This window comes from Pseudomonas sp. 9.2(2024), assembly GCF_039695385.1.
GTDB lineage: Bacteria > Pseudomonadota > Gammaproteobacteria > Pseudomonadales > Pseudomonadaceae > Aquipseudomonas > Aquipseudomonas paraglycinae.
Map to the genome: position 1 here is coordinate 2,473,921 of NZ_CP155585.1, position 22,692 is coordinate 2,496,612.

The window sequence follows — 22,692 nt, forward strand, 5'->3', positions numbered from 1 at the left end:
AGTGCCCCTCGCAGGGATCGGATCTGAATTTGAAAGGTGCGGTTATGACCACAACAAGACTGACCATGGCCCAGGCCCTGGTGAAATTCCTCGACAACCAGTACATCGAGGTCGATGGCATTCAGAGCAAGTTCGTCGCCGGGATCTTTAGCATTTTCGGCCACGGCAACGTGCTGGGTCTGGGGCAGGCGCTGGAGCAGGACAGCGGTGACCTGATCGTCCATCAGGGCCGCAACGAACAAGGCATGGCCCATGCGGCGATCGGTTTCGCCAAGCAGCATCTGCGGCGCAAGATCTACGCCTGTACCTCGTCCGTGGGGCCGGGCGCGGCGAACATGCTGACCGCTGCCGCGACCGCGACCGCCAACCGGATTCCCTTGCTGCTGTTGCCGGGTGATGTCTATGCCTGCCGTCAACCGGACCCGGTGTTGCAACAGATCGAGCAGTTCCACGACCTGAGCATCAGCACCAACGATGCGTTCAAGGCCGTGAGCAAATACTGGGATCGCATCAACCGTCCCGAACAATTGATGACCGCAGCAATCCACGCCATGCGTGTGCTCACGGATCCCGCCGAAACCGGCGCCGTGACCCTGGCCCTGCCGCAGGACGTGCAGGCCGAGGCCTACGACTATCCCGATTACTTTCTGCAAAAACGCGTGCACCGCATCGAGCGTCGTCCGGCCACTGATGCGATGCTTGGCGATGCCGTGGCACTGTTCAAAGGCAAGCGCAAACCGCTGATCATCTGTGGTGGCGGCGTCAAATACTCGGGCGCCAATGCGGCGTTGCAGGCGTTTGCCGAGCGCTTCGATATTCCTTTCGCCGAAACCCAGGCCGGCAAAAGCGCGCTGGTGTCCAGCCATCCGCTGAACGTCGGCGGCATTGGCGAAACCGGTTGCCTGGCGGCAAACCTGCTGGCCAGGGAAGCGGATCTGATCATCGGGGTCGGCACCCGCTACAGCGATTTCACCACCGCGTCGAAATCCTTGTTCCAGCACCCTGACGTGCGATTTCTCAACCTCAACATCAGCCCGTGCGATGCCCTGAAACTCGACGGCGTGCAACTGCTGGCGGATGCCCGGACAGGTTTGTCGGCGCTGGCCGAAGCGCTGGGCGACTACCGTTCCGGCTGGGGCGATCAACCCCGTCAGGCCCGGGCGCAACTGGATGAGGAAGTGAATCGCCTGTATCAGATGGACTATCAGGCCCGGGAATTCGTCCCGGAAATCAACGACCACCTCGATCCGGCGGTGTTGCGCGAATTCATCGAGCTGACCGGTTCCTGCCTGACCCAGAGCCGCGTGCTCGGCGTACTCAATGAAACCCTCGCCGATGACGCGGTGATCGTCGCCGCCGCCGGCAGCCTGCCCGGCGATTTGCAGCGCAGCTGGCGCAGCAAGGGCACTAACACGTATCACGTCGAATACGGATATTCGTGCATGGGCTATGAGGTGAACGCGGCGCTGGGCGTGAAGCTCGCCGAGCCTGAGCGCGAGGTTTATGCGCTGGTGGGCGACGGCTCTTACATGATGCTGCACTCGGAGCTCGCCACCTCGATCCAGGAGCGGCGCAAGATCAACGTGGTGCTGTTCGACAACATGACCTTCGGTTGCATCAACAACCTGCAGATGGGCAACGGCATGGACAGCTTTGCCACCGAGTTCCGTTACCGCAACCCGCAGAGCGGCAAGCTCGACGGTGCTCTCGTGCCGGTGGATTTCGCCATGAGCGCGGCGGCCTACGGCTGCAAGACCTACAAGGTGAATACCGTTGAAGAACTGCAGGCGGCGCTGGCCGATGCGCGCTTGCAGACGGTCTCGACCCTGATCGACATCAAGGTTCTGCCCAAGACCATGATTCACGGTTATCTGTCGTGGTGGCGGGTCGGCGTGGCGCAAGTCTCCACCAGCGCCCGCACCGACGCGGTAGCCAAAACCCTGAACGAACGACTGGCCAAGGCCCGTCAGTACTGATTGCCCTGAATCGAACAACCACAAGGAGTCCTTTCATGTCATTGCTTTCCCAAGCGTTGCGGCTAGGCGTCATCGGCACCGGGGCCATCGGCCAGGACCACATCCGTCGTTGCAGCCAGACCTTGCTCAACAGCCAGGTCGTGGCGGTCACCGACATCAATCTGCAGCAGGCGGCCAAGGTCGTCGCTGACCTGAAGCTGACCGCCGAGGTTTATCCCGACGGCCATGCGCTGATCCAGGCGCCGGACGTCGAGGCGATCCTCGTCACCTCCTGGGGCCCGAGCCACGAAGAGTTCGTGCTGGCCGCGATTGCGGCGGGCAAACCGGTGTTCTGCGAGAAACCACTGGCGGTCACCGCCGAAGGCTGCCGCAAGATCGTCGAGGCCGAAGTCGCCCACGGCAAACGGCTGGTGCAGGTCGGTTTCATGCGTCCGTACGATGAAGGTTATCGCGCGTTGAAGTCGGTGATCGACAGCGGCCAGATCGGCGAACCGTTGATGCTGCATTGCGCGCACCGCAACCCGAGCGTGGGTGAAAACTACAAGACCGACATGGCGATCACCGACACGTTGATCCATGAGCTGGACGTACTGCGCTGGTTGCTCGATGACGATTACGTCTCGGTGCAGGTGGTGTTCCCGCGCAAGAGCAGCAAAGCCCTCGCGCATTTGAAAGATCCGCAGATCGTGCTGCTGGAAACCGCCAAGGGCACGCGTATCGACGTGGAAGTCTTCGTCAATTGCCAGTACGGCTACGACATCCAGTGCGAAGTGGTGGGGGAGACCGGCATCGCCAAATTGCCGGAGCCGTCCCAGGTTCAATTGCGCAGCGGGGCCAAGCTGTCCAACGCGATTCTGATGGACTGGAAGGATCGCTTCATCGCGGCCTATGACGTCGAGTTGCAGGCGTTCATCGATGGCGTGCGGGCGGGGCAGGTGGGTGGACCGTCGGCGTGGGATGGCTTCGCCGCCGCGGTTGCCGCCGATGCGTGCATCGAAGCGCAGAACAGCGGGGCGATCGTCAACGTTGCACTGCCGGACCGTCCCCATTTCTACAGCTGACGCAAATCCCTGTGGGAGCGAGCTTGCTCGCGATTGCGGTCTGTCAGGGCACATCAATGTGGAATGTGCCGCCGCCATCGCGGGCAAGCCCGCTCCCACAGGGTCCGCGTTTTATTCAGGGAAATACTTGTATGCGCATCGGACTTGTCGGTTACGGCCATGGCGGCCGGTTTTTTCATGCTCCGCTGATCAGCAGTCTGCCGGCGGCGACGTTCGTCGGCGTGGTCACCCGTTCAGCGGAGCGCCGACAGTTGCTGGCGGCGGAGCATCCGGGTGTGCCGGCCTTCGACAGCATCGGCCAGTTGGTGGAAGCCGGGATTGATGTGCTGGTGGTATCGACGCCCCTCAAGGGCCGGCCGGCACTGGTGCTCGACGGCATCGAACACGGCGTGGCGGTGGTCAGCGACAAGCCGTTCGCCGCCGACTGGCAGCAGGCGCAAACCCTGATCACCATGGCCGAGCGCCAGAATGTACCGCTCAGCGTCTATCAGAACCGGCGCTGGGATTCGGACTTTTTAACCGTGCGCAAACTCATCGAATCCGGCGCGTTGGGCCAGGTCAGCCGGTTCGAGTCGCGTATCGAGCGTTACTCGCCGTCGTCGGTTCACAACGGCAGCGGCGGTGGTTTCCTGCGCGACCTTGGCAGTCATCTGGTCGATCAGGCGCTGTTGCTGTTCGGTCCGGTGACACGGGTCTACGCGGAACTGGACTACCTGGAAAAAGACCAGGCCTTCGATCACGGCTTCTTCATGTCCCTGACCCACGTCGACGGCGTGACCTCGCATCTGGGTGGCAGTTGCCTGCAAAACAGCCCTGGCCCGCGCTTTCGGGTGAGCGGCACGCTGGGCTGTTACAGCGTCGAGGGTCTGGACGGGCAAGAGGCCCAGGCACTGGCCGGGCTCTCGCCGAAAACCGAAGGCGAGCGCTGGGGCGTCGAAGAGCACCGCCGTTGGGGCTGGTTCGAACACGGAGACGAGCGTGAGCGGGTTCCGTCTGAGCGCGGCTGCTGGAGTCAGTTCTATTTGCAGCTACAAATCGCGTTGCAAAACGGTGGCCCACTGCCCGTGGACGCCCGTGATGCACTGGCGACAACCCGCGTGCTAGACGCTGCGCGCCTGAGTTTCAAACGTCGTCAGGTAGTGGAACTGAGTGAGTTTGCAAGCCATGGAATAAAATCATAATAAAATTCTAAAACAGGTTGATATGGAAAATATTTTCCAATAAAGTCGATTCCAGATTCACTGTCTCGGGATACGTTCCAACGCTTCGACTGCTTGTCCGCTTACTGAAATCGTCATGCCTCATCCATAAAACCAACAAGAATGTGGAGAAAGACTTTTCATGAAGACCAAGACCCGTTTTGCCTCACTGGCCTTGTCCCTGATGTTCGCCAGCGGCGCTGCGCTGGCCGATATGAAGATCGGCGTCAGCATGTCCCAGTTCGATGACACCTGGCTGACCTACCTGCGCGAATCCATGGACAAGAAAGCCAAGTTCTATCCCGACGGCGTCAAGCTGCAGTTCGAAGACGCCCGCAGCGATGTGGTCAAGCAACTGAGCCAGGTCGAGAGCTTCATCAGCCAGAAAGTCGACGCCATCGTGGTCAATCCGGTGGATACCGCCGCCACCAAAAAGATTACTGAAGCGGCAGTGAAGGCCGGCATTCCGCTGGTCTACGTCAACCGCCGCCCCGATGACCTGAACCTGCCCAAAGGCGTGGTAACCGTTGCTTCCAACGACCTGGAGGCCGGCGAGATGCAGATGCAGTACCTGGCCGACAAGATGGGCGGCAAGGGCGATATCGTGATTCTGCTGGGGGACCTGGCGAACAACTCCACCACCAACCGCACCAAGGGCGTTAAAGAGGTGCTGGCCAAATACCCGGACATCAAGGTCGAGCAGGAGCAGAGCGGCGTATGGCTACGGGACAAGGGCATGACCCTGGTCAACGACTGGCTGACCCAGGGCCGCAAGTTCGACGCGGTGGTCTCCAACAATGACGAAATGGCCATCGGTGCCGCCATGGCCCTGCAACAGGCCGGCGTCGCCAAAGGCAGCGTGCTGATTGCGGGAGTCGACGGTACGCCGGACGGCTTGAACGCCGTGAAGAAGGGTTCGCTGGCCGCTTCCGTGTTCCAGGACGCCAAGGGTCAGGCCGACGGCTCCATCGATACCGCGGTGAGAATGGCGAAGAATGAGCCGGTCGAGCCGGCGGTCTGGGTGCCATTCCGCCTGATCACGCCGCAAAACGTTGACCAGTTCAAATAGTCCGTCCGTTCAATAACAACAATAAGCCCGCAAGGTGGCGATCGCGACCTTGCTGATGGAGTACCTGATCATGTTCGCTTCAGCGACTGCTTCGAGCACCCCTTTGACGGGGAGCCCGCCCACTGCAATACCTGTCGAAGAGCCGTACCTGCTGGAGATCCTCAACGTCAGCAAGGGTTTCCCCGGTGTGGTGGCGTTGTCCGATGTGCAACTGCGGGTACGCCCCGGTTCCGTGCTGGCGCTCATGGGCGAGAATGGCGCGGGCAAATCCACCCTGATGAAAATCATCGCCGGCATCTACCAGCCAGACGCCGGCGAGCTGCGCCTGCGGGGCAAACCGGTGGTGTTCGAAACGCCACTGGCAGCGCTTCAGGCCGGGATCGCGATGATCCACCAGGAACTCAACCTGATGCCGCACATGAGCATCGCCGAAAACATCTGGATCGGTCGCGAGCAGCTCAACGGCTTTCACATGATCGACCATCGGGAAATGCACCGCTGCACGGCGAAACTGCTGGAGCGCCTGCGGATCAACCTTGATCCCGAAGAGCAGGTCGGCAATCTGAGTATCGCCGAGCGGCAGATGGTCGAGATCGCCAAAGCCGTGTCTTACGACTCCGACATCCTGATCATGGACGAACCGACATCGGCCATCACCGACAAGGAAGTCGCCCATCTGTTCTCGATCATTGCCGACCTGAAAAACCAGGGCAAAGGCATCATCTACATCACCCACAAAATGAACGAAGTGTTCGCGATTGCCGATGAAGTGGCGGTGTTCCGCGACGGCGCCTACATCGGCCTGCAGCGGGCCGATTCCATGGACAGCGACAGCCTGATCTCGATGATGGTCGGTCGCGAATTGAGCCAGTTGTTTCCGGTGCGCGAAAAGCCGATCGGCGATCTGTTGCTGTCGGTGCGCGACCTCAAGCTCGATGGCATTTTCAAGGGCGTCTCCTTCGACCTGCATGCCGGGGAAATCCTCGGCATCGCCGGTTTGATGGGCTCCGGCCGGACCAACGTGGCCGAAGCGATCTTCGGCATCACGCCCAGCGACGGTGGCGAGATCCGTCTCGATGGCGAAGTGGTGCGCATCAGCGATCCGCACATGGCGATCGAGAAGGGCTTCGCGCTGTTGACCGAGGATCGCAAACTCAGCGGTCTGTTCCCGTGCCTCTCGGTGCTGGAAAACATGGAAATGGCCGTCCTGCCGCACTACGCCGGCCACGGGTTCATCCAGCAAAAAGCCTTGCGCGCCTTGTGCGAAGACATGTGCAAGAAGCTGCGGGTGAAAACCCCGTCGCTGGAGCAATGCATCGACACACTGTCGGGTGGCAATCAGCAGAAGGCCTTGCTGGCCCGCTGGCTGATGACCAACCCGCGCATCCTGATTCTCGACGAGCCGACCCGTGGCATCGATGTAGGCGCCAAGGCCGAGATCTACCGGCTCATCGCCTACCTCGCCAGCGAAGGCATGGCGGTGATCATGATTTCTTCGGAACTGCCGGAAGTGCTCGGCATGAGTGACCGGGTGATGGTCATGCACGAGGGCGACCTGATGGGCACCCTCGACCGCAGCGAGGCGACTCAGGAGCGGGTGATGCAACTGGCCTCGGGCCTGTCCTCGGTTCATTAATGGATACCGCTGGTGGCCGAGGCCGCCGTCGATGATGCGATAGAAAGGTGAGTGGTTATGAACGCGATACTGGAAAACAAACCGGCCACGGCACCGGTCAAGAGTCGCCGGCGCTTTCCGACGGAGCTGAGCATTTTCCTGGTGCTGATCGGCATCGGCCTGGTGTTCGAACTGTTCGGCTGGATCGTGCGCGACCAGAGCTTCCTGATGAACTCCCAGCGGCTGGTGTTGATGATCCTGCAAGTGTCGATCATCGGCCTGCTGGCGATTGGCGTGACCCAGGTGATCATCACCACCGGTATCGACCTGTCGTCGGGCTCGGTGCTCGCGTTGTCGGCGATGATCGCGGCCAGTCTGGCGCAGACCTCGGATTTCGCCCGGGCGGTGTTCCCGTCACTGACCGATTTGCCGGTCTGGATTCCGGTGATTGCCGGGCTCGGTGTCGGGCTGCTGGCGGGGGCGATCAACGGCAGCATCATCGCCATCACCGGGATTCCGCCGTTCATTGCCACACTGGGCATGATGGTTTCGGCCCGTGGCCTGGCGCGTTACTACACCGAAGGCCAGCCAGTGAGCATGCTCTCGGACTCCTACACGGCCATCGGCCACGGCGCGATGCCGGTGATCATTTTTCTGGTGGTGGCGGTGATCTTCCACATCGCGCTGCGCTACACCAAGTACGGCAAATACACCTACGCCATCGGCGGCAACATGCAGGCGGCGCGCACCTCAGGCATCAACGTCAAACGCCATCTGGTCATCGTCTACAGCATCGCCGGACTGCTGGCGGGGCTGGCCGGCGTAGTGGCTTCGGCCCGCGCCGCTACCGGGCAGGCCGGGATGGGCATGTCCTATGAGCTGGACGCGATTGCCGCGGCAGTTATCGGTGGTACCAGTCTGGCGGGTGGAGTGGGGCGCATCACCGGCACGGTAATTGGCGCTTTGATCCTTGGGGTGATGGCCAGCGGGTTCACGTTTGTCGGGGTCGATGCTTACATACAGGACATTATCAAAGGACTAATCATCGTGGTCGCGGTGGTGATCGACCAGTACCGCAACAAGCGCAAGCTCAAGCGCTGAAATTAATCGTCCTGGCCTGCCAAGGCGGGATCAGCGTCATATACAAAAGCCGATCGGAGAGATCGGCTTTTTTATGCCTGCGAAAACTGGCTAAGTGGTTCAGGGTTTCTTTTCTTCCATCCCATCCTTTGAGCCACTGGATGTTTGCGCATCCTTCTCTGTCTCGTGGGACTCTGCACCGGAGTTCGACCCCGAGGCTTCTTCACCCTTTTTGTCGGCCTTGTCTTCTTTGGATTCGGTGCCTCCCTGATTGACTCCGGGAATGCCGGTAGGGGGGACGCTGCTTCCCGCCATCGCCAGCGGTGCGGTGGCGGATAAAAGACTTCCAAGCATGAGGGCTGCAATGGTTCTGTTCATCGTAGGGCTTCCGCGTCGGGTGGATGTATCTTGGAAAATCAGAGGCGAAGCAAAGTGCCGGGCGGCTGACGGGCGGGAGAGGTGGGAGACGGGTGGCGGTGGAGCTGCGCATCTTTATGGCCATCCTTCGGCCGAGCTTGGCTGAAAAAAGGCGGCAAATTGCTGGCCCCCGAATGTTTCAAGTCCCGGCAAACTCGCCTTTTTTCAAAAGGTTAGGTGGGCTATATGCGGACGATTGTCATCACTGTAGCAACGCTTTCCCTCGCTCTGCTCGCGGTGGAGGCCCAGGCCAGGGAACTGAGCAAGAGCCATCGTTTTGCGTGTACCTGGGGTTCGGACATCGCCGCCGGTGCGCAACAGTCGAAGCTGTCAGGGATTTCCCTGTATGGCGCGCGCAAGCGCCTGCAGGCGCGCAAGTTCCAGCAACCGTGGATGCGCATGACCGCCATGGGCATCACTGAGCAGACCTACGACAGCGCGTCGCGGCTGAAGCCGGCGGCCGTCAAGCAGACGTACTACGAACAGTGCGTTCGGCATGAGCTTGCACAGCGTTGAACGCAAAAGCCCGACCTGAATAGGTCGGGCTTGTTCATGTCCGGTGCAATGACAGCGTCACTTGTCACTTTCGCAATTGACCATCCACGACACGCCAAAACGATCCACCAGCATGCCGAAACGCGCGGCCCAGAAGGTGGCTTCCAGCGGCATGTCGACGCGACCATCCTTGGCCAGGGCATTAAACACCCGTTCGGCCTCGGCGATGCTGTCGACATTCAGGGAAATCGAGCAACCGCTCATGCCTTGGGTGGGGCGGTCGGGTGTGGTGTCCGAAGCCATGAGCATCTGATCCCCGACTTTCAGGCAGGTGTGGATGATCAGGTTGTGGTGCTCTTTGGGGACATGTTCGGCGGCTGGCGTTTCGCCGAAGGTCATCATCGCTTCGAGCTTGCCTTGCAGGCATTGCTCGTAAAACGTGAAGGCTTCGCGGCAGTCGCCGTTGAAGATCAGGTACGGGTTGATTTTCATGGGGGTGCTCCCGAATAGGCAGTGGAACGCAGCGCGGCCGGGTGTGCCGAAGCAGCGTCATGGATTGACTCTATCCAGCAAAACGTTAGAACGCCGGATTGCCAACCGATGCTGCAAGAGTTTCCTTTCGGGGTGACCGATGGTCTGCGGGGAAGAGGCGTCAGGAATCGCGCGGGTTCTTCTGTACCGCAGCGCCCGCCACTCGGGCGGCAGGTCGGGTTTGCATCAGCGCATCGATCGCCTTGCGATAGTTCTGTCCGCCCAGCGCCATGCTGTTGTTGTGCGTTGCGCCGGGCACCAGCAGCAGGCGTTTCGGTTGCCGGGCGGCGGCGAACAGTTGCTCGCTGAAGCGCGACGGCACGAAGGCGTCGGCCAGGCCGTGTACCACCAGCAACGGCATGTGGATCTCGGCGATCTTGTCGATGGAATCGAATTTCTGCGACAGCAACCAGCGGACTGGAAGGGAGGTGTTGGCCACGGCTGCCGCAACATCCGCCAATGAAGTGAAGGTGGATTCGATAACCAGTCCGCGAACCGGCAGTGGGGTGTGGTTTCTGGTGGCGTCGCGACCGAGTTCGGCAGCCAGATCGATGGCGACCGCGCCACCCAATGAATGCCCGTAGATCAGGCGTTTGTTCGGATCGGGTTGCAACAGCTGGAAGCGTTCCCAGGCTACCCGGGCATCTTCGTACACCGTGCTTTCCGACGGCAGATCGCCACGGCTCTGGCCGAAACCGCGATAGTCGATGGCCAATACCGAATAACCTGCCGCGCGCAATTGTTCGATACGAAACAGTTGCCCGGTGAGGTTCCAGCGCACGCCATGCAGATAAAGGATGGCCGGAGCATTGGCGCGCTCCGCCGGCCACCACCAGGCGTGAATGTTTTGCCCGGCCTTGAAGCTCTTCGGTTGCAGATCGAGTTCCTGCACGCTGCCGGGCAATCCGTGATACCAGCCGGCGGTGCCCGGTTCGATGCGGAACAACAGCTTGCGTTCGGTGTGTTCCAGCACGGCACAACTCGCCGGCACGCCGATGATCAGGGCGGCCATGCAGGCGAACGCCAGACGGCGGCGTCGAAGTCGGGTCATGAAGGCAAGGAACATTAAACGTTTCACCACAGCGTGGACAAAGAACGCTTTTTACCAGATGCCTCGGCCCGCGCGTGACATTTTCGACCACCGCACCCCTGCAACGATTACAAAATGCTGCAACGACTCAGTCGATCTTCAGCACGATCTTGCCGATGTGGTCGCCCGCTTCCATGTGCGCATGGGCCTTGGCTGCGTCGGTGAGCGGATAGACCTTGTCGATCATCGGCAGGCAGCGCCCGGCGGCGAGCACCGGCCAGACGTGTTCGCGCAGTTGATCGGCGATGGCGGCTTTTTCCGCCGAGGTACGGGCGCGAAGCAGGGAGCCGGTAACCACCGCACGTTTGCCGAGGATCGCCAGCAGATCGATGTCATTGGCCCGCGCGCCACCGAGGAAACCGAGCATCACCAACCGCCCATCCATCCCCAAGGCGCTGATGTTCCCGTTGAGGTACGAGCCGCCCATGATGTCGAGGATCACATTGACGCCCTGGCCGGCGGTTTTTTCAGCGATGACAGCGGCGAAATCCTGTTCCCGGTAGTTGATCGCTTCGCCGCCCAGATTGTGGATCGCTGCGCATTTATCGGCGCTTCCGGCGGTGGCAAAGGCCTCGATGCCAAACTCGCGGCACAGCATCAACGCGGTGGTGCCGATGCCGCTGGTGCCGCCGTGGATCAAGGCGCGCTGGCCACGGCTGGCGCCGCCGAGGCCGAACAGATTGGCCCACACCGTGAAAAAGGTTTCCGGAATTGCAGCTGCCTGAATCCAGTCCAGCCCATCGGGAATCGGCAGGGCCTGGCCGGCCGGGACCGTGCAGTATTCGGCGTAACCTCCGCCATTGGTCAGCGCGCAGACCCGGTCACCGACCGCGAATGTGCTGACGCCGTTGCCAATCGCCACGACTTCGCCGGCTACTTCAAGGCCAGGAATCGGGTTCATGCCGGGCTTCATCGGGTATTTGCCGGCGCGTTGCAGGGCGTCGGGGCGATTGATGCCGGCGGCATACACGCGGATCAGTATTTCGCCTTCTGCGGCGACCGGCAGCGGGACGCGCCGGGATTGCAGAACCTCGGACCCGCCCGGTTCGGTGATTTCGATTCGGGTCATTTCAGGGGGCAACGTCATTTTCGATTCCTCTTGAAAAAGTGATCAGTAGATGGGAACGCAGTCAGGGCGCAATGATTCCCCTCATTGGGCGCAGCAGCGTTGTTCGACGGAGGAGGGCAGCAGTTTCATGGCGTGCTCAAGTATCAGCGCGATCACGATGGCACCGCCGGCAATCACGAAGAGCAGCACATGTTGTCCGCCCGTGGCGTTGAACAGCGCCGAATAAGCGAATCCGGCCAGCGCCTGAAACGTGGCGAACGACACCGTGGCGCGGCTCCACGCCACCTGTTGGCGATGATGATCCGGCACCAGCTCATGCACCCGGGCCAATGCCAGCGGAACGATGCCCGGTGGAAAGGAACCGAGGATCACCGCCAGCAGCGCCAACGCCAGGAACGAATGCGAAACCGCCAGCAAACCCAGGGTGACGGCCTGCACCACCAGCACCAGACGAATGCCGGTCCGTGCGCCGAGATGATCGGCGAGAAAGCCATAACTCACCGGGCCGACGATGGCGCCCAGACCGTACATGACCCAGATCAGCGCGCCGACATGCGCCCCGGCGCCCAAGCCGCGGGCGACGTAATCCACCAGAAAGACCATGGCCGGCACCAGCCCGGCGGCCATGAACGCGTACTGGGCAAACAGCAGATAAACAGCAGGCGGTGTCGGCTCGACCGGATCCACTTCAGCGGTGGTGGTGATTGCATGGGGCTGCTCCGAGGGCCAGCCGAACCAGCTCAATGCCGTCAGTGCTAGCGACAAAACGCCCAATCCCAGCCACGTCGCTTGCAGGCCAAGGCTCAACAGCAGCGGAACAATCGTGCCCGATCCGGCGATGCCCAGACCGATGCCGAGGAAAATCGCCCCGCTGGCCAGGCCCTTGCGCGCGGCCGGTACATGGGGCAGCACGGTCGCGGCCACCAGCACCATGATCGCGCCGCCCGCGATCCCGGACAGCAGGCGCCAGCCGAAATACCAGCTCACCGACACGGGATACGCACAGGCAAAAAACGCCACGGTCACCGCCAGCATCATCAGTCGCAAGGCATTTCTCTGGGTGAGCCGGCGTGCCAGCGGTCGGCCGAGGAGAGCGCCGACCAGGTAGCCGACCAGGTTGGCCGCACCCAGATAGACCACATCATGGGCGGAAAACCATTGGGCCTGAATCAGCGAAGGGATCAGCGGCGTGTAGGCGAAACGCGCCAGACCGATGCTGACCAGGCTGGCGCAAAGTCCGGCGAAGATCGCCAGCCAGACACTTGTGTCCGGACGTTCGGGCGAAGCAGTTGAAGTGTGCATGACGGCAATCCTTTGAAAGGTTTATGGCGCCCAGAATATCGGCTATCGTTGCTGCGTTAATGCAGCGAGTTTGCGTGATAGTGATGCGTTTATGCATCAATGGAGAACGATATGAACTGGGATGATGCACGGGTGTTTCTTGCGGTCTGTCGCGAGTCGACATTGCGCGGTGCCGCGCGCGTGCTGGGCGTGGATCAGGCGACAGTAGGGCGACGCATCACGGCGCTGGAAAAGTCGCTGGGCGCGACCTTGTTTCTGCGCACCTCCGAGGGCTATGCACTGACGGCCGTCGGCGAAGCGGCGCTCAAGTCGGTAGAAAAAATGGAGCATTCGGCGCTGGAGCTGGAACGGCGTATCCAAGGCCTGGACGATCGCCTGACCGGCAGTGTGCGGGTCAGCACCACCGATTCGCTGGCCATCGATTTCCTGATCCCGGCCATTGCGCAGTTGCACGAACGGCATCCGGACGTGCGCGTGCAACTGGACGCCTCCACGCAGATCCTCAGCCTGGCCAAGCGTGAAGCGGACATCGCCGTGCGCAACACCCGCCCGGACAATCCGGACCTGATCGCCCGGCGCATCGCGCGTTGGCCGGTGGGGCTGTTTGCCTCGCAGGCCTACGTCGACAGCCATGGCGTGCCGACGCCGGGCAGTACGTTCGAAGGCCATGACCTGGTGGTGTACCAGCCGTATCTGCAAGGCAACAAGGACCTGACCCTGGTGACTGAACCCGTGACTCGCGGCCGGATCGTCGCCGGTCTGAGCTCCAGCCTGCTGGTACGCCGCTCGATTGCCGCCGGGCTGGGTGTAGGAGAAATCCCGGTCTACATGGGCGAGCGCGACGGTCTGGTCAGGCTGTGGCCGGAGCGTACGCGGCCGTTGCCTTATGAAGTGTGGCTGGTGACCCACGCGGATCTGCGCCATACCGCGCGGGTCAGGGCGGTGATCGAGCAGATTGTCGAAGCGTTTGCGCTGGAGAATGAGTAGTCCTTGATGCCGTGTAGGACGGCTACATCAGCTGACGATCTTGCCTACAACAGCGCCAGAATCCGCTGGCTTGTGAGTTTTTTGGCCGGGCCCTATCGTTTCTCACACCCGGAGTGAGCAGGTGAAACGCTCCGAGGGATCAATCCAGGGAAGTGTTGATAAACGTCAGAGGTGTGGAATTGATTGCAAGGGAATTCAGCCAATTTCAAGCAAGCGACATGGCCGGGCAAACGGATAGTAGTGAGTGTATGAACTACATAACGCGAGACGAATTCAGCGCCAGGATCGAAGTCATCGAGACTAGAATCGATGCACGGATCGAGTCCATGTCCGCCAAGATCGATGGCTTTCTGACCCAACAGGCTGAGCGGGATCAGGCACGGTTGGAGCTCGAAAAAAGTCAGGAGCAGGGCCGGCTGGAGCAAAAACGCTCTATGGAGGAGGCACGGTTCGAGTGGGAGCGATCTCAGGAGGCGGCTCGGGTGGAGCGTGAGCGGTCCCAAGACGCGGCGCGTCTGGAGCAGAAACGAGAGCAGGAGGCAGCACGGCGGGAGTGGGAGAAGTCTCAGGAAAAGTCGCGCCTTGAGCGGGAAGAGGCCCAGGAGAAAGTGCGCCTTGAGCGGGAAGAGGCCCAGGAGAAAGTGCGCCTTGAGCGGGAGCAGGCTCAGGAAAGAATCCAGCTGGCGCACGAGAAGAATCTCGAAAACCTGCGGCAGGAGCGCTTGAAGGCTCGGCTGGGGCATGAAAAGGTCTTGGAGACGGCCCGACAGGAGCGGGAGACCGCCCGGGTCGAGCGAGAGAAAGTCTACGAAAAGGTCAGACTGGAACAAGAAAAGGCTCATCTGGAGCGCGACCAGCGTTACGCGATCGTCTCGGCTCGCATTGACAGGTCTCTGGAGCGAATTGACGAAGCCGTCAGGCAGGTCTCGACGATCAAGGCGAATTACTGGGCGGCAACAGCCGTACATTTTCTCGGGATGGTTGCCATACTCGCGGGTTCTTACTACGCCAATCAGGCAAACGTGCTCGTCACGATGCAGACCACCCTGGCCATGATTCAATCGGTGAAAGAGGCTGGAAACCCTGCGCCGGCAGTGCTGATGAGCTTGCCAGCAGAATGAAAAACGGCCTTCAACGAAGGCCGTTTTTTCGAGCGATGAAAACCACGGGCTTATGGCATTTCCGGCAGTTCCTGCGGGCGCAGGTCAAACACCAAGACTTCGGCATCCTGACCATTGCTCAGGGTCAGTGCCTGTTCTTCACGAACCCGCACGCCGTCGCCTTCCTTCAACTGCACGCCGTTCAGTTCAACACTACCGCGAGCGACGTGCACATAGGCATAGCGGTTGGCAGGCAGCTTGAGGGTGGCGCTTTCCTCGCCATCGAACAGCCCGGCATACACCCGTGCATCCTGGCGCACTTTCAGCGAGCCGTGGCTGCCTTCGGGCGAAATGATCAGTTGCAGGCGACCGCGTTTTTTCTGTTCGCTGAAGTGCTCTTGCTGGTAACGCGGTTTCGCGCCGCTGACGTCCGGTACGATCCAGATCTGCAGGAAGTGCACAGGCTTGGTCGCCGAATGGTTGAACTCACTGTGGGCCACGCCGCTGCCGGCGCTCATCAGTTGCACATCGCCGGGGCGGATTACCGAACCGGTGCCGAGGGTGTCCTTGTGTTCCAGCGCACCTTCGAGCACATAGGAGAAAATCTCCATGTCACGGTGCGGGTGCTGGCCGAAGCCCTTGCCGGCGGCAACGCGGTCATCGTTGATTACCAGCAGGTCGGAGAAACCCTGTTCACGCGGGTCACGGTAGCTGGCGAAAGAAAAGGTGTGGAACGACTTCAACCAGCCATGATTGGCCAGACCACGGTCGGAAGCTTTACGAAGGGTCAGCATGATGAAATCTCCTTTCAGGACGTTGATTCGTCCGAGTGAGGAGAAGGTTACTGGTTACCCCGCGATGCAATAAGTAGATGAAAATTGAAATACTGTCCCGTATGAGTTGACAGTTGTGAGTACTGGATCACGCATTCTTTTCCAACGTTTCCACCGTATCTGGCCATAATGCGCAGACTTATGATTCCACATGGATTTTGGTGATACCCCCATGAAGACCGTGGCAATGGTGCTGTTTCCGGATTTTCTGCTGCTCGACATGGCTGGGCCGCTGGAAGTCTTTTCGGTTGCCAACCGCTACCTGAAACCGCAAGACCACTATCACCTGACCACCCTGGGCACCGAGCGCGGGCCGTTGCGTGCGTCCAATGGCGTGCTCGTGCACACCGATCGGCACATCGACGAAGCCGATGAGCGCTACGACTTGCTGCTGGTGCCGGGCGGCCCTGGCGCCTACAACGAAAAACACCCGCCGTTGCTCGCCTGGCTGCAAGGCGCGGTGACGCGTGCGGGGCAATACGGCTCGATCTGTACCGGCGCCTTCGTGCTGGGTCACGCCGGATTGCTCGACGGCTATCGTGTGACCACCCACTGGAATTACACCGAACGCCTGATCAAGGGCTTTCCGAAGGCAAACGTCGCGACCGACCAGATTTTTATTGAGGATCGCAACCTGATCACCTCCGGGGGCGTCACGGCCGGGATCGATATGGCGTTGGCGGTGGTCGCCCGCGATCATGGCAAAAAGATTGCCCAGGACGTGGCCAAAGTGCTGCTAGTGGTGATGAAACGTCAGGGCGGGCAAGCGCAGTTCAGTCCGCTGATGGCCGCGGTGGCCCCCCAGGAAACGCCGATCACCCGGGTGCAGAACCATGTGCTGGAGCATCTTGAGGAAGCCTTCACCGTCGAGCGCATGGCAAGTCTTGCGAACATGAGTGCACGACACTTCGCTCGGGTATTCGCCCGCGAGGTCAACATGACACCCATGGAATTCCTGCAAAGTGCGCGCATCGATTGCGCGCGCAATCTGCTGGAAACCAGCGATCTGCCATTGAAAACCGTGGCCTACAAAAGCGGTTTCGGCAGCGTGCGGCACATGCGTTTTCTGTTCGGCGAAAAGCTCGGGCTGACCCCGACGCAATATCGCGAACAGTTCAGCTAGAGCGGTTCTGTCCGTTACGGGCATCCGGATGTCCGTGCTGGACCCCGCGTGGTGGTTGTACCGTCATCGAGGCCTGCGAAGATAACGGACATGAACAGCCTCAACGAATTGAACTCGGCGTCGGTCCTGCGTTTCGGGCCATACGCGTTCCATTTGCGCCAACGGCTGATCCTCGAAGGGGATCGGCAATTGCGCATGGGCGGTCGTGCGCTGGACATTCTGCAAGTGCTGGTCGAGCGCGCCGGACGGGTGGTCAGCAAAGAGCAACTGATTTCGCTGGTGTGGCCGACGTCGGTGGTCGAGGAGATCAACCTGCGAGTGCACATCGCTGCGTTGCGCCGGGCTCTCGGTGATGGTGAAAACGGTCAGCGCTACATCGTCAATGTGCCGCAATGCGGGTACAGCTTCGTGGCACCGGTGCAAGGCGACAGCGTCGCCCAAGTGGTGTTCGAAAGCCTGCAAGCACCCCAACACAACTTGCCCGCACGGCTGACGCCGGTCACCGGTCGTGATTCACTGGTCGGTGGTCTGGTCCGGCAACTGCCGTTGACCCGGCTCCTGACGGTGACGGGACCTGCCGGTGTCGGTAAGAGCACCGTGGCATTGCGTGCAGCGGAACTGCTGCTGCAGCATTTTCGTGACGGCGTGTGGCAGGTGGATCTGTCGCAGACCGACGAAGACACTTCGCTCCTCGATCACCTGCTGAAAACCCTCGATATCGACTTCCCCACCCTGGCCGCGCGCCACGCCTTGTTGGTGCTGGACAACTGCGAGCATCTGCACGAAGCCTGTCGGCACCTGCTGCAAAAACTGCTCGACGCCGCGCCTCGTCTGTCGATCCTGGCCACCAGTCGCGAACCGTTGCGTCTCGGTCTGGAAGTCCTCCAGCCGCTGCCGCCCCTGACCCTTCCCAAAGCCTCGGCCCTCAACAGTGTCGCCGAGGTCATGGGCTATTCGGCGGTGCAGCTGTTTGTCAGTCGTGCCCGTGCGCGTCAACACGGCTTCAGTCTGCGTGAGCAGGATCTGGAAACGGTGCGCGATATCTGTCGGCGGCTCGACGGTCTGCCATTGGCGATCGAACTCGCGGCGGCGCAGATCGATGCGCTGGCGCTGGTCGGCCTTCAGACCCAACTGGATCAAGGCCTGCAAGTTCTGAGTCACGGTCGCCGCACCGCCGTGCCACGCCACCAGTCGATGAAGGCTGCGCTGGACTGGAGCTATCAGCGCTTGAGCGAGCAGGAACAACGCGTGCTGCAACGCTTGTCGGTGTTCAAGATGGCATTCACCCTCGACGCCGCCATCGGAGTGATCAGTTGCGCGCAACTACCACCCTCGACACTGGTGGCAGTGGTTGAACAGTTGGCGGCCAGGTCCTTTCTGACAACGGACCGATCCAGCGGGACGCTGCGCTACCGAATGCTCAACACCACGCGCCGCTACGCCCGCGAACAGCTGGAGCAGGGCGGCGAACTGAGTGATGTCGAGCGTCGGCACGCGCGCTACCTGGGTCGCACCCGGCCAGCTTCAAGCGGCCGACTGACCGCGCAGTTCGTCGAGCAGTAAACGCACTTTGCGCAAATCCGGGGTGGCATAACCTTCGGTGAAGCGCTGGTAGATCGGTGTCAGCAATTCTAGCGCCTCACGATAACGCGACTGACGCTGCCACAACTGCGCCAGCGACGTGGCGCTGCGCAGTTCCCAGGCCAGGGCGCCTTGTGTCCGCGCAATCTCAAGCGATTGCTGCAAGGCGCTTTCGACCGTGTGATGGCAGGGCGATTCAGCCGCGAGCAATCGTTCGGCCCGGGCCCGCAAGATCTCCGCAGTACTCCATCCCGCCGCGCCACTTTGCGCGCGTTCGAGCAACGCATCATCAACGAAACCCGGATCCAGCGTGACCATGATTTCCCTGACCAGACCGCTGTCGGCGGGCGGGATGGCGGGGGCCTTGTCGGCGTCGATTACTTGCGCGTAGTGCCGCGCCCACGTGTAGAACAGCAGCACCGAATGCTTCTGCGCCTGTTCGAGCAACAGTTGCAGCAGTGCGCGGGCGTTCTGTACGTCGCCGTTGTAATGGGCGATCAGGCACGAGGCGAGTGCCAGGGTGTAGCAGATCGAAGTGCCGTGGTTGATCTGCACCGCGATGTCCAGCGCCTGCCGCGCCGTGCGCCAGGCCTGCTCGGGAAAACCTTGCAACCACAGCACTCGGGCGAGCACGGTCAGCGAGGCGACGCTCTGATCGTATTGCACGCCGAAACCGTGAGTGAAGCGGTTGAGGTGGCCGCTGTGGGCCATGCGCTGAATGACCTGTTCGGCGTGGATTCGCGCCTGATGCTGATCGCCGGCGTAATGCAGCGCGAGTACCCGCAAACGATGGGTACTCAGGGACAACTGCGCATCGCCGTGCACACCGAGGCTTTCGAATTGCTCGCTCTGATCGAGCGCCATCTGGTAATGCCCGCAACTGAGGTTGACCGCCATGTGTCCCGACACTGCGCGCAATTGTCCGGCCTTGTCGTCGTGCTGTTGCGCCAACAGGCGGGCGCTGGCAAAGGCTTCAATGGTTTCCGGTGTGCCACCCCAGGTGTGGTAGCAGGCGCTGCCGAGGGCCAGTTTCAAGGCGATTTCCAGTCGCGGGCAGGGCGCGTCGGATGACGCCAGCAATGCGAGTGCCCGACGCACATGCACGCCGTACTCCTTGAGCAGGGACAACTCCTGCCACAACGGCGCCGACGTCGCCGTCAGTCGAACGCCGAGCGCGCGCGAGCCTTCATCGTTCAGCGTCCACTCAAGCGCCGCCCGCAGGTCTTCGAGGCCACGGGCGTAGCGCTCGATCCAGACTTCGGTCGCCGTATTTTCCCAATCGGCCTGGGCCTGATGCATCAGCGCCAGGCTGCGTTCGGCATGGCGTTCGCGGGTTTCGCCGAGCTCGGCGGCCTGGTCGAGTTTTTCCAATGCATAGCGGCGGGTAGTGTCGAGCAGGCGATAGAACACCTCTTCATCGCCGACCTCGACGTTGAGCAGCGACTTGGCGACCAGTTGCGTGATCGACGCAAACACTTCGTTCGACTCGATGTGCTGACCGACGATAACCGCCGCCGCCGATTCCAGCGTGAATGCGCCACGAAACACACCCAGTCGACGCAGACCGGTCTGTTCGCAGGCGTTGAGCAGATTGAAACTCCAGTCCAGCGTAGCGCGCAGGGTTTCATGCCGGCCGAGGCGAGTCTGATTGCCCGTCGGCAAACGCCCCTGAAGCTGACTCAGCAAACCGTCCAGCCCGAGGCCCGCCACCTGCGCGGCGGCCAGTTCAAGCGCCAGTGGGATGCCATCGAGCCGTCGACAGATGTCGATGATCAAGGGCAGATCAGCATTGTCCGGCTCAAAGTGTTCGTGGGCCGCCATTGCCCGTTCGACGAACAGTTGCAGCGCAGAAAATCCCATCGCCTGATCGCGGTCGAGTACTGCAATCGGCGGCGGGCAATCGAGGGATTCCAGACGCTGAACGTACTCGCCCTCGGCGCGCAGGCTTTCGCGGCTGGTGGCCAGAATATGCACCTGCGGCGCGCCACGCAGAATGCTTTCACTCAGCAATGCCACGGCGTCGATCAAGTGCTCGCAGTTATCGATCAACAGCAGCATCTGCCGCTCGCGCAGGCTGTTGATCAGGCAAGCCATCGGTTCACTGGCATGCAGCGAAAGGTCCAGCAGGGCGGCGAGGTGCGAGCAGATCGAAGCGGGATCGTTGAGCGGTGTCAGATCCAGCAGACGAATTCCGTCACGATAGCGGCCAATCAGTTGTTCGGCGACGCGCAGGGCCACGGTGGTCTTGCCGATGCCGCCGGGGCCGACCAGGGTGATGCAGCGCTGGCGCGGCAGTTGCGTCATCAGGCTGTCGACCACCGACTGGCGACCGATCATCCGCGTGCGCCGCAATGGCAGGTTATGCCGGCCGAGGTTGGCGGCGGCGGGGTGTTGTTCGATGGATTGCAGCACGACCGGCGCGACGAAACTGTAACCGCGCTGCGCCACGGTAACGATGTAGCGTTGCCCGGCCTGACCGTCGCCGAGGGCCTTGCGCAGCGCGGCCATGTGTACCCGCAAATTGATGTCTTCCACCACGCTGTCCGGCCAGACCCCGGCGATCAGCTGCTGCTTGCTCACCACCTCGCCGGCGTGGGCCAACAGGATCAGCAGAATGTCCATGGCGCGGCGGCCCAGGCGCAAAGGCTGGTCGCCCTCAAGCACCAACCGCTGGCCGGGGTGGATCCGATAGGGGCCGAAACCGATGGCCTGATTCGGGGAAAGACTCAACCGCTCACTCCTTCGACGTTTTTTATGATCCTGGTCCGCCTCGGTGAAGAATCCGTGACGGGCAGGGCGGGGAGCGACTTGAGGGTCACGCAAGCCGTCTAATCCGCAGTATCCGGGCATATTCCTCAGGATTTGTCGCCAGTGCAACGTGCGCGCAATGCACGCGCCCTGGCATCACTCAGCATCCGGTGCCGTCACCACTGTATTTAAAGGCCGGAACCTGTGCCGGCTCACCCGACAGCCGGGAAAAATTAACAACGATTAACTCGTCCGCGCCCGCTTCAGAGCCAAAACTCCGGGGCAATGGAATGCATACGTCCGGAGGACGCTGCGATGAGCAAGGTAGTGGTGGTCTATCACAGTGGCTACGGGCACACCCGCGTCATTGCGCAGGCAGTGGCCCAAGGTGTGGAACGCCATTTGGGCAGCACCTGCCTGTTGCTGGCGGTCGAAGACGTCGAGGCCCACTGGGATGACCTGCACCGCGCCGACGCCATCATCTTCGGTGCACCGACCTACATGGGCAGCGCCTCGGCGGCGTTCAAGCAGTTCATGGAGGCCACGGCCCCGTTCTACCTCGCCCGGCCGTGGCGCGACAAACTCGCGGCGGGCTTCACCAATTCCGGCAGCCTGTGTGGCGACAAACTCAATACCTTGCTGCAAATGGCGGTGTTCGCCGCTCAGCATTCGATGATCTGGGTCGGGCTCGATCTGCTGCCGGCGCGTGCGTGCGGAGGTGTGTTCGATGGCCAGTTGAATCGCCTCGGCAGCTCCCTCGGCGCGATGTCTCAATCCTGCGTCGAGCAACCGCCCGAACAGGCACCTCCTCTGGAAGACCAACAAACCGCCGCGCATCTGGGCGAGCGGGTGGCGCGACTGGCTCAGCGGATGGCTGGGGAGTGAAACCGCCTCAGCGGTTTTTCATGACCTGACAACGCCACGCAAACGGATTGATGCCTTCGCTGCGGGTGAAGATGTGGCAGAAGTGCGCCTGATCGCAGAAGCCGCATTCCAGGCTGATTTGCGTGAGGCTGTGGTTCGTCTGCTGGATCAACAGCTTGGCCCGGGCAATGCGCTGGGTGCGGATCCAGTCTTGCGGCGAGTACCCGGTGCTGCACTTGAACGCCCGGGAAAAATGGCTGCGTGACAGTGAGCAGGCGTTGGCCAGCTCGGTGACTTCAAGGCTGTCGCCGAGGCGTTCGAGGATCAGTTGTTTCACCAGCCGCTCGCGCTGCGGGCTGAGGCCGCCGGTGCTGGTCTTGCGGGGTTCGCTGGCAGGGGCGCGGGCGACGGTTTGCTGTAAGTGAGCCATGGCCAAGGTCCGTGTCGGTGGGGAACGCACGGTCAGCGCTTTCCCTCAGGTCAATAAAACAACGCTGCGCAGAGGGATTCATTGTTTGACGAGGGGCGAAGGCTGACGAGTTAAACGTTGTT

20 protein-coding genes are annotated in these 22,692 nt (G+C 61.3%); 12 read left to right on the top strand and 8 right to left on the bottom strand.

Going from position 1 to position 22,692, the window contains the following annotated elements; genetic code table 11:
• Nucleotides 1–44 precede the first annotated feature (44 nt).
• The 6 genes from iolD to ABFB52_RS11150 all read left to right on the top strand — a co-directional run bounded on the left by iolD (nt 45) and on the right by ABFB52_RS11150 (nt 8,021).
• Nucleotides 45–1,976 (top strand): 3D-(3,5/4)-trihydroxycyclohexane-1,2-dione acylhydrolase (decyclizing), encoded by a 1,932-nt coding sequence (gene iolD, locus ABFB52_RS11125; RefSeq protein WP_129973545.1) that lies wholly within the window; start codon nt 45–47, stop codon nt 1,974–1,976.
• Between the two features lie 35 nt (nt 1,977–2,011).
• The gene (locus ABFB52_RS11130; protein ID WP_085747788.1) at nt 2,012–3,037 is read left to right on the top strand and encodes a Gfo/Idh/MocA family oxidoreductase; all 1,026 of its coding nucleotides are present in this window, start codon (nt 2,012–2,014) and stop codon (nt 3,035–3,037) included.
• Between the two features lie 131 nt (nt 3,038–3,168).
• Nucleotides 3,169–4,218: a Gfo/Idh/MocA family oxidoreductase gene (locus ABFB52_RS11135; RefSeq protein ID WP_102688402.1), complete on the top strand. Its 1,050-nt coding sequence runs from the start codon at nt 3,169–3,171 to the stop codon at nt 4,216–4,218.
• Between the two features lie 160 nt (nt 4,219–4,378).
• On the top strand, nt 4,379–5,305 hold the full coding sequence (locus ABFB52_RS11140) for a sugar ABC transporter substrate-binding protein (protein ID WP_129973544.1): 927 nt from the start codon (nt 4,379–4,381) through the stop codon (nt 5,303–5,305).
• Between the two features lie 70 nt (nt 5,306–5,375).
• The gene (locus ABFB52_RS11145) at nt 5,376–6,941 is read left to right on the top strand and encodes a sugar ABC transporter ATP-binding protein (protein ID WP_102688418.1); all 1,566 of its coding nucleotides are present in this window, start codon (nt 5,376–5,378) and stop codon (nt 6,939–6,941) included.
• Between the two features lie 57 nt (nt 6,942–6,998).
• Entirely contained in the window at nt 6,999–8,021 is a 1,023-nt protein-coding gene (locus tag ABFB52_RS11150; protein ID WP_007956055.1) for an ABC transporter permease, read from the top strand.
• A gap of 99 nt (nt 8,022–8,120) precedes the next feature.
• Here ABFB52_RS11150 and ABFB52_RS11155 read toward each other — a convergent pair whose 3' ends face one another.
• Nucleotides 8,121–8,378: a hypothetical protein gene (locus ABFB52_RS11155; RefSeq protein WP_007956057.1), complete on the bottom strand. Its 258-nt coding sequence runs from the start codon at nt 8,376–8,378 to the stop codon at nt 8,121–8,123.
• A gap of 225 nt (nt 8,379–8,603) precedes the next feature.
• Between ABFB52_RS11155 and ABFB52_RS11160 the strand changes: the two genes are divergently transcribed.
• Nucleotides 8,604–8,933, top strand: coding sequence for a hypothetical protein (locus ABFB52_RS11160; RefSeq protein ID WP_085747785.1), 330 nt, complete (start codon nt 8,604–8,606; stop codon nt 8,931–8,933).
• Nucleotides 8,934–8,990: 57 nt separating this feature from the next.
• On the opposite strand, the gene ABFB52_RS11165 is transcribed toward ABFB52_RS11160, so the two are convergent.
• The 4 genes from ABFB52_RS11165 to ABFB52_RS11180 form a co-directional block, all read right to left on the bottom strand.
• Nucleotides 8,991–9,404, bottom strand: a complete 414-nt coding sequence (locus ABFB52_RS11165; RefSeq protein ID WP_085747784.1) for a VOC family protein — start codon at nt 9,402–9,404, stop codon at nt 8,991–8,993.
• 160 nt (nt 9,405–9,564) lie between these two features.
• A complete protein-coding gene (locus ABFB52_RS11170) occupies nt 9,565–10,509 on the bottom strand; it encodes an alpha/beta fold hydrolase (protein ID WP_129973543.1) in 945 nt (314 codons plus the stop codon).
• Nucleotides 10,510–10,621: 112 nt separating this feature from the next.
• Nucleotides 10,622–11,620: an NAD(P)H-quinone oxidoreductase gene (locus ABFB52_RS11175; protein ID WP_129973542.1), complete on the bottom strand. Its 999-nt coding sequence runs from the start codon at nt 11,618–11,620 to the stop codon at nt 10,622–10,624.
• 63 nt (nt 11,621–11,683) lie between these two features.
• Nucleotides 11,684–12,904, bottom strand: a complete 1,221-nt coding sequence (locus ABFB52_RS11180; protein ID WP_129973541.1) for a YbfB/YjiJ family MFS transporter — start codon at nt 12,902–12,904, stop codon at nt 11,684–11,686.
• A 111-nt stretch (nt 12,905–13,015) separates the two neighbouring features.
• Here ABFB52_RS11180 and ABFB52_RS11185 point away from each other — a divergent pair, with 111 nt between their 5' ends.
• Together ABFB52_RS11185 and ABFB52_RS11190 are read left to right on the top strand one after the other, a co-directional pair.
• Nucleotides 13,016–13,891, top strand: a complete 876-nt coding sequence (locus ABFB52_RS11185) for a LysR family transcriptional regulator (RefSeq protein WP_102688406.1) — start codon at nt 13,016–13,018, stop codon at nt 13,889–13,891.
• 326 nt (nt 13,892–14,217) lie between these two features.
• Nucleotides 14,218–15,012 (top strand): hypothetical protein, encoded by a 795-nt coding sequence (locus ABFB52_RS11190; RefSeq protein WP_129973540.1) that lies wholly within the window; start codon nt 14,218–14,220, stop codon nt 15,010–15,012.
• A 50-nt stretch (nt 15,013–15,062) separates the two neighbouring features.
• Here ABFB52_RS11190 and ABFB52_RS11195 read toward each other — a convergent pair whose 3' ends face one another.
• Nucleotides 15,063–15,785 carry a pirin family protein gene (locus tag ABFB52_RS11195; RefSeq protein ID WP_085689135.1) on the bottom strand — a complete coding sequence of 241 codons (723 nt, stop codon included), beginning with the start codon at nt 15,783–15,785 and terminating at the stop codon, nt 15,063–15,065.
• A gap of 211 nt (nt 15,786–15,996) precedes the next feature.
• On the opposite strand from ABFB52_RS11195, the gene ABFB52_RS11200 reads away from it, so the two are divergent.
• The gene (locus ABFB52_RS11200) at nt 15,997–16,947 is read left to right on the top strand and encodes a GlxA family transcriptional regulator (RefSeq protein WP_085747778.1); all 951 of its coding nucleotides are present in this window, start codon (nt 15,997–15,999) and stop codon (nt 16,945–16,947) included.
• 90 nt (nt 16,948–17,037) lie between these two features.
• Complete coding sequence (locus ABFB52_RS11205; protein WP_129973539.1) at nt 17,038–18,510, top strand: winged helix-turn-helix domain-containing protein; 1,473 nt, start codon at nt 17,038–17,040, stop codon at nt 18,508–18,510.
• Here ABFB52_RS11205 and ABFB52_RS11210 read toward each other — a convergent pair.
• The gene (locus tag ABFB52_RS11210; RefSeq protein ID WP_129973538.1) at nt 18,472–21,258 is read right to left on the bottom strand and encodes a winged helix-turn-helix domain-containing protein; all 2,787 of its coding nucleotides are present in this window, start codon (nt 21,256–21,258) and stop codon (nt 18,472–18,474) included. The two genes, ABFB52_RS11205 and ABFB52_RS11210, sit on opposite strands and share 39 nt — an antisense overlap.
• Before the next feature lie 333 nt (nt 21,259–21,591).
• Between ABFB52_RS11210 and ABFB52_RS11215 the strand changes: the two genes are divergently transcribed.
• Complete coding sequence (locus ABFB52_RS11215; protein ID WP_129973537.1) at nt 21,592–22,161, top strand: flavodoxin family protein; 570 nt, start codon at nt 21,592–21,594, stop codon at nt 22,159–22,161.
• Nucleotides 22,162–22,168: 7 nt separating this feature from the next.
• On the opposite strand, the gene ABFB52_RS11220 is transcribed toward ABFB52_RS11215, so the two are convergent.
• Entirely contained in the window at nt 22,169–22,570 is a 402-nt protein-coding gene (locus tag ABFB52_RS11220) for a helix-turn-helix transcriptional regulator (protein ID WP_085747774.1), read from the bottom strand.
• Between the last annotated feature and the right edge of the window lie 122 nt (nt 22,571–22,692).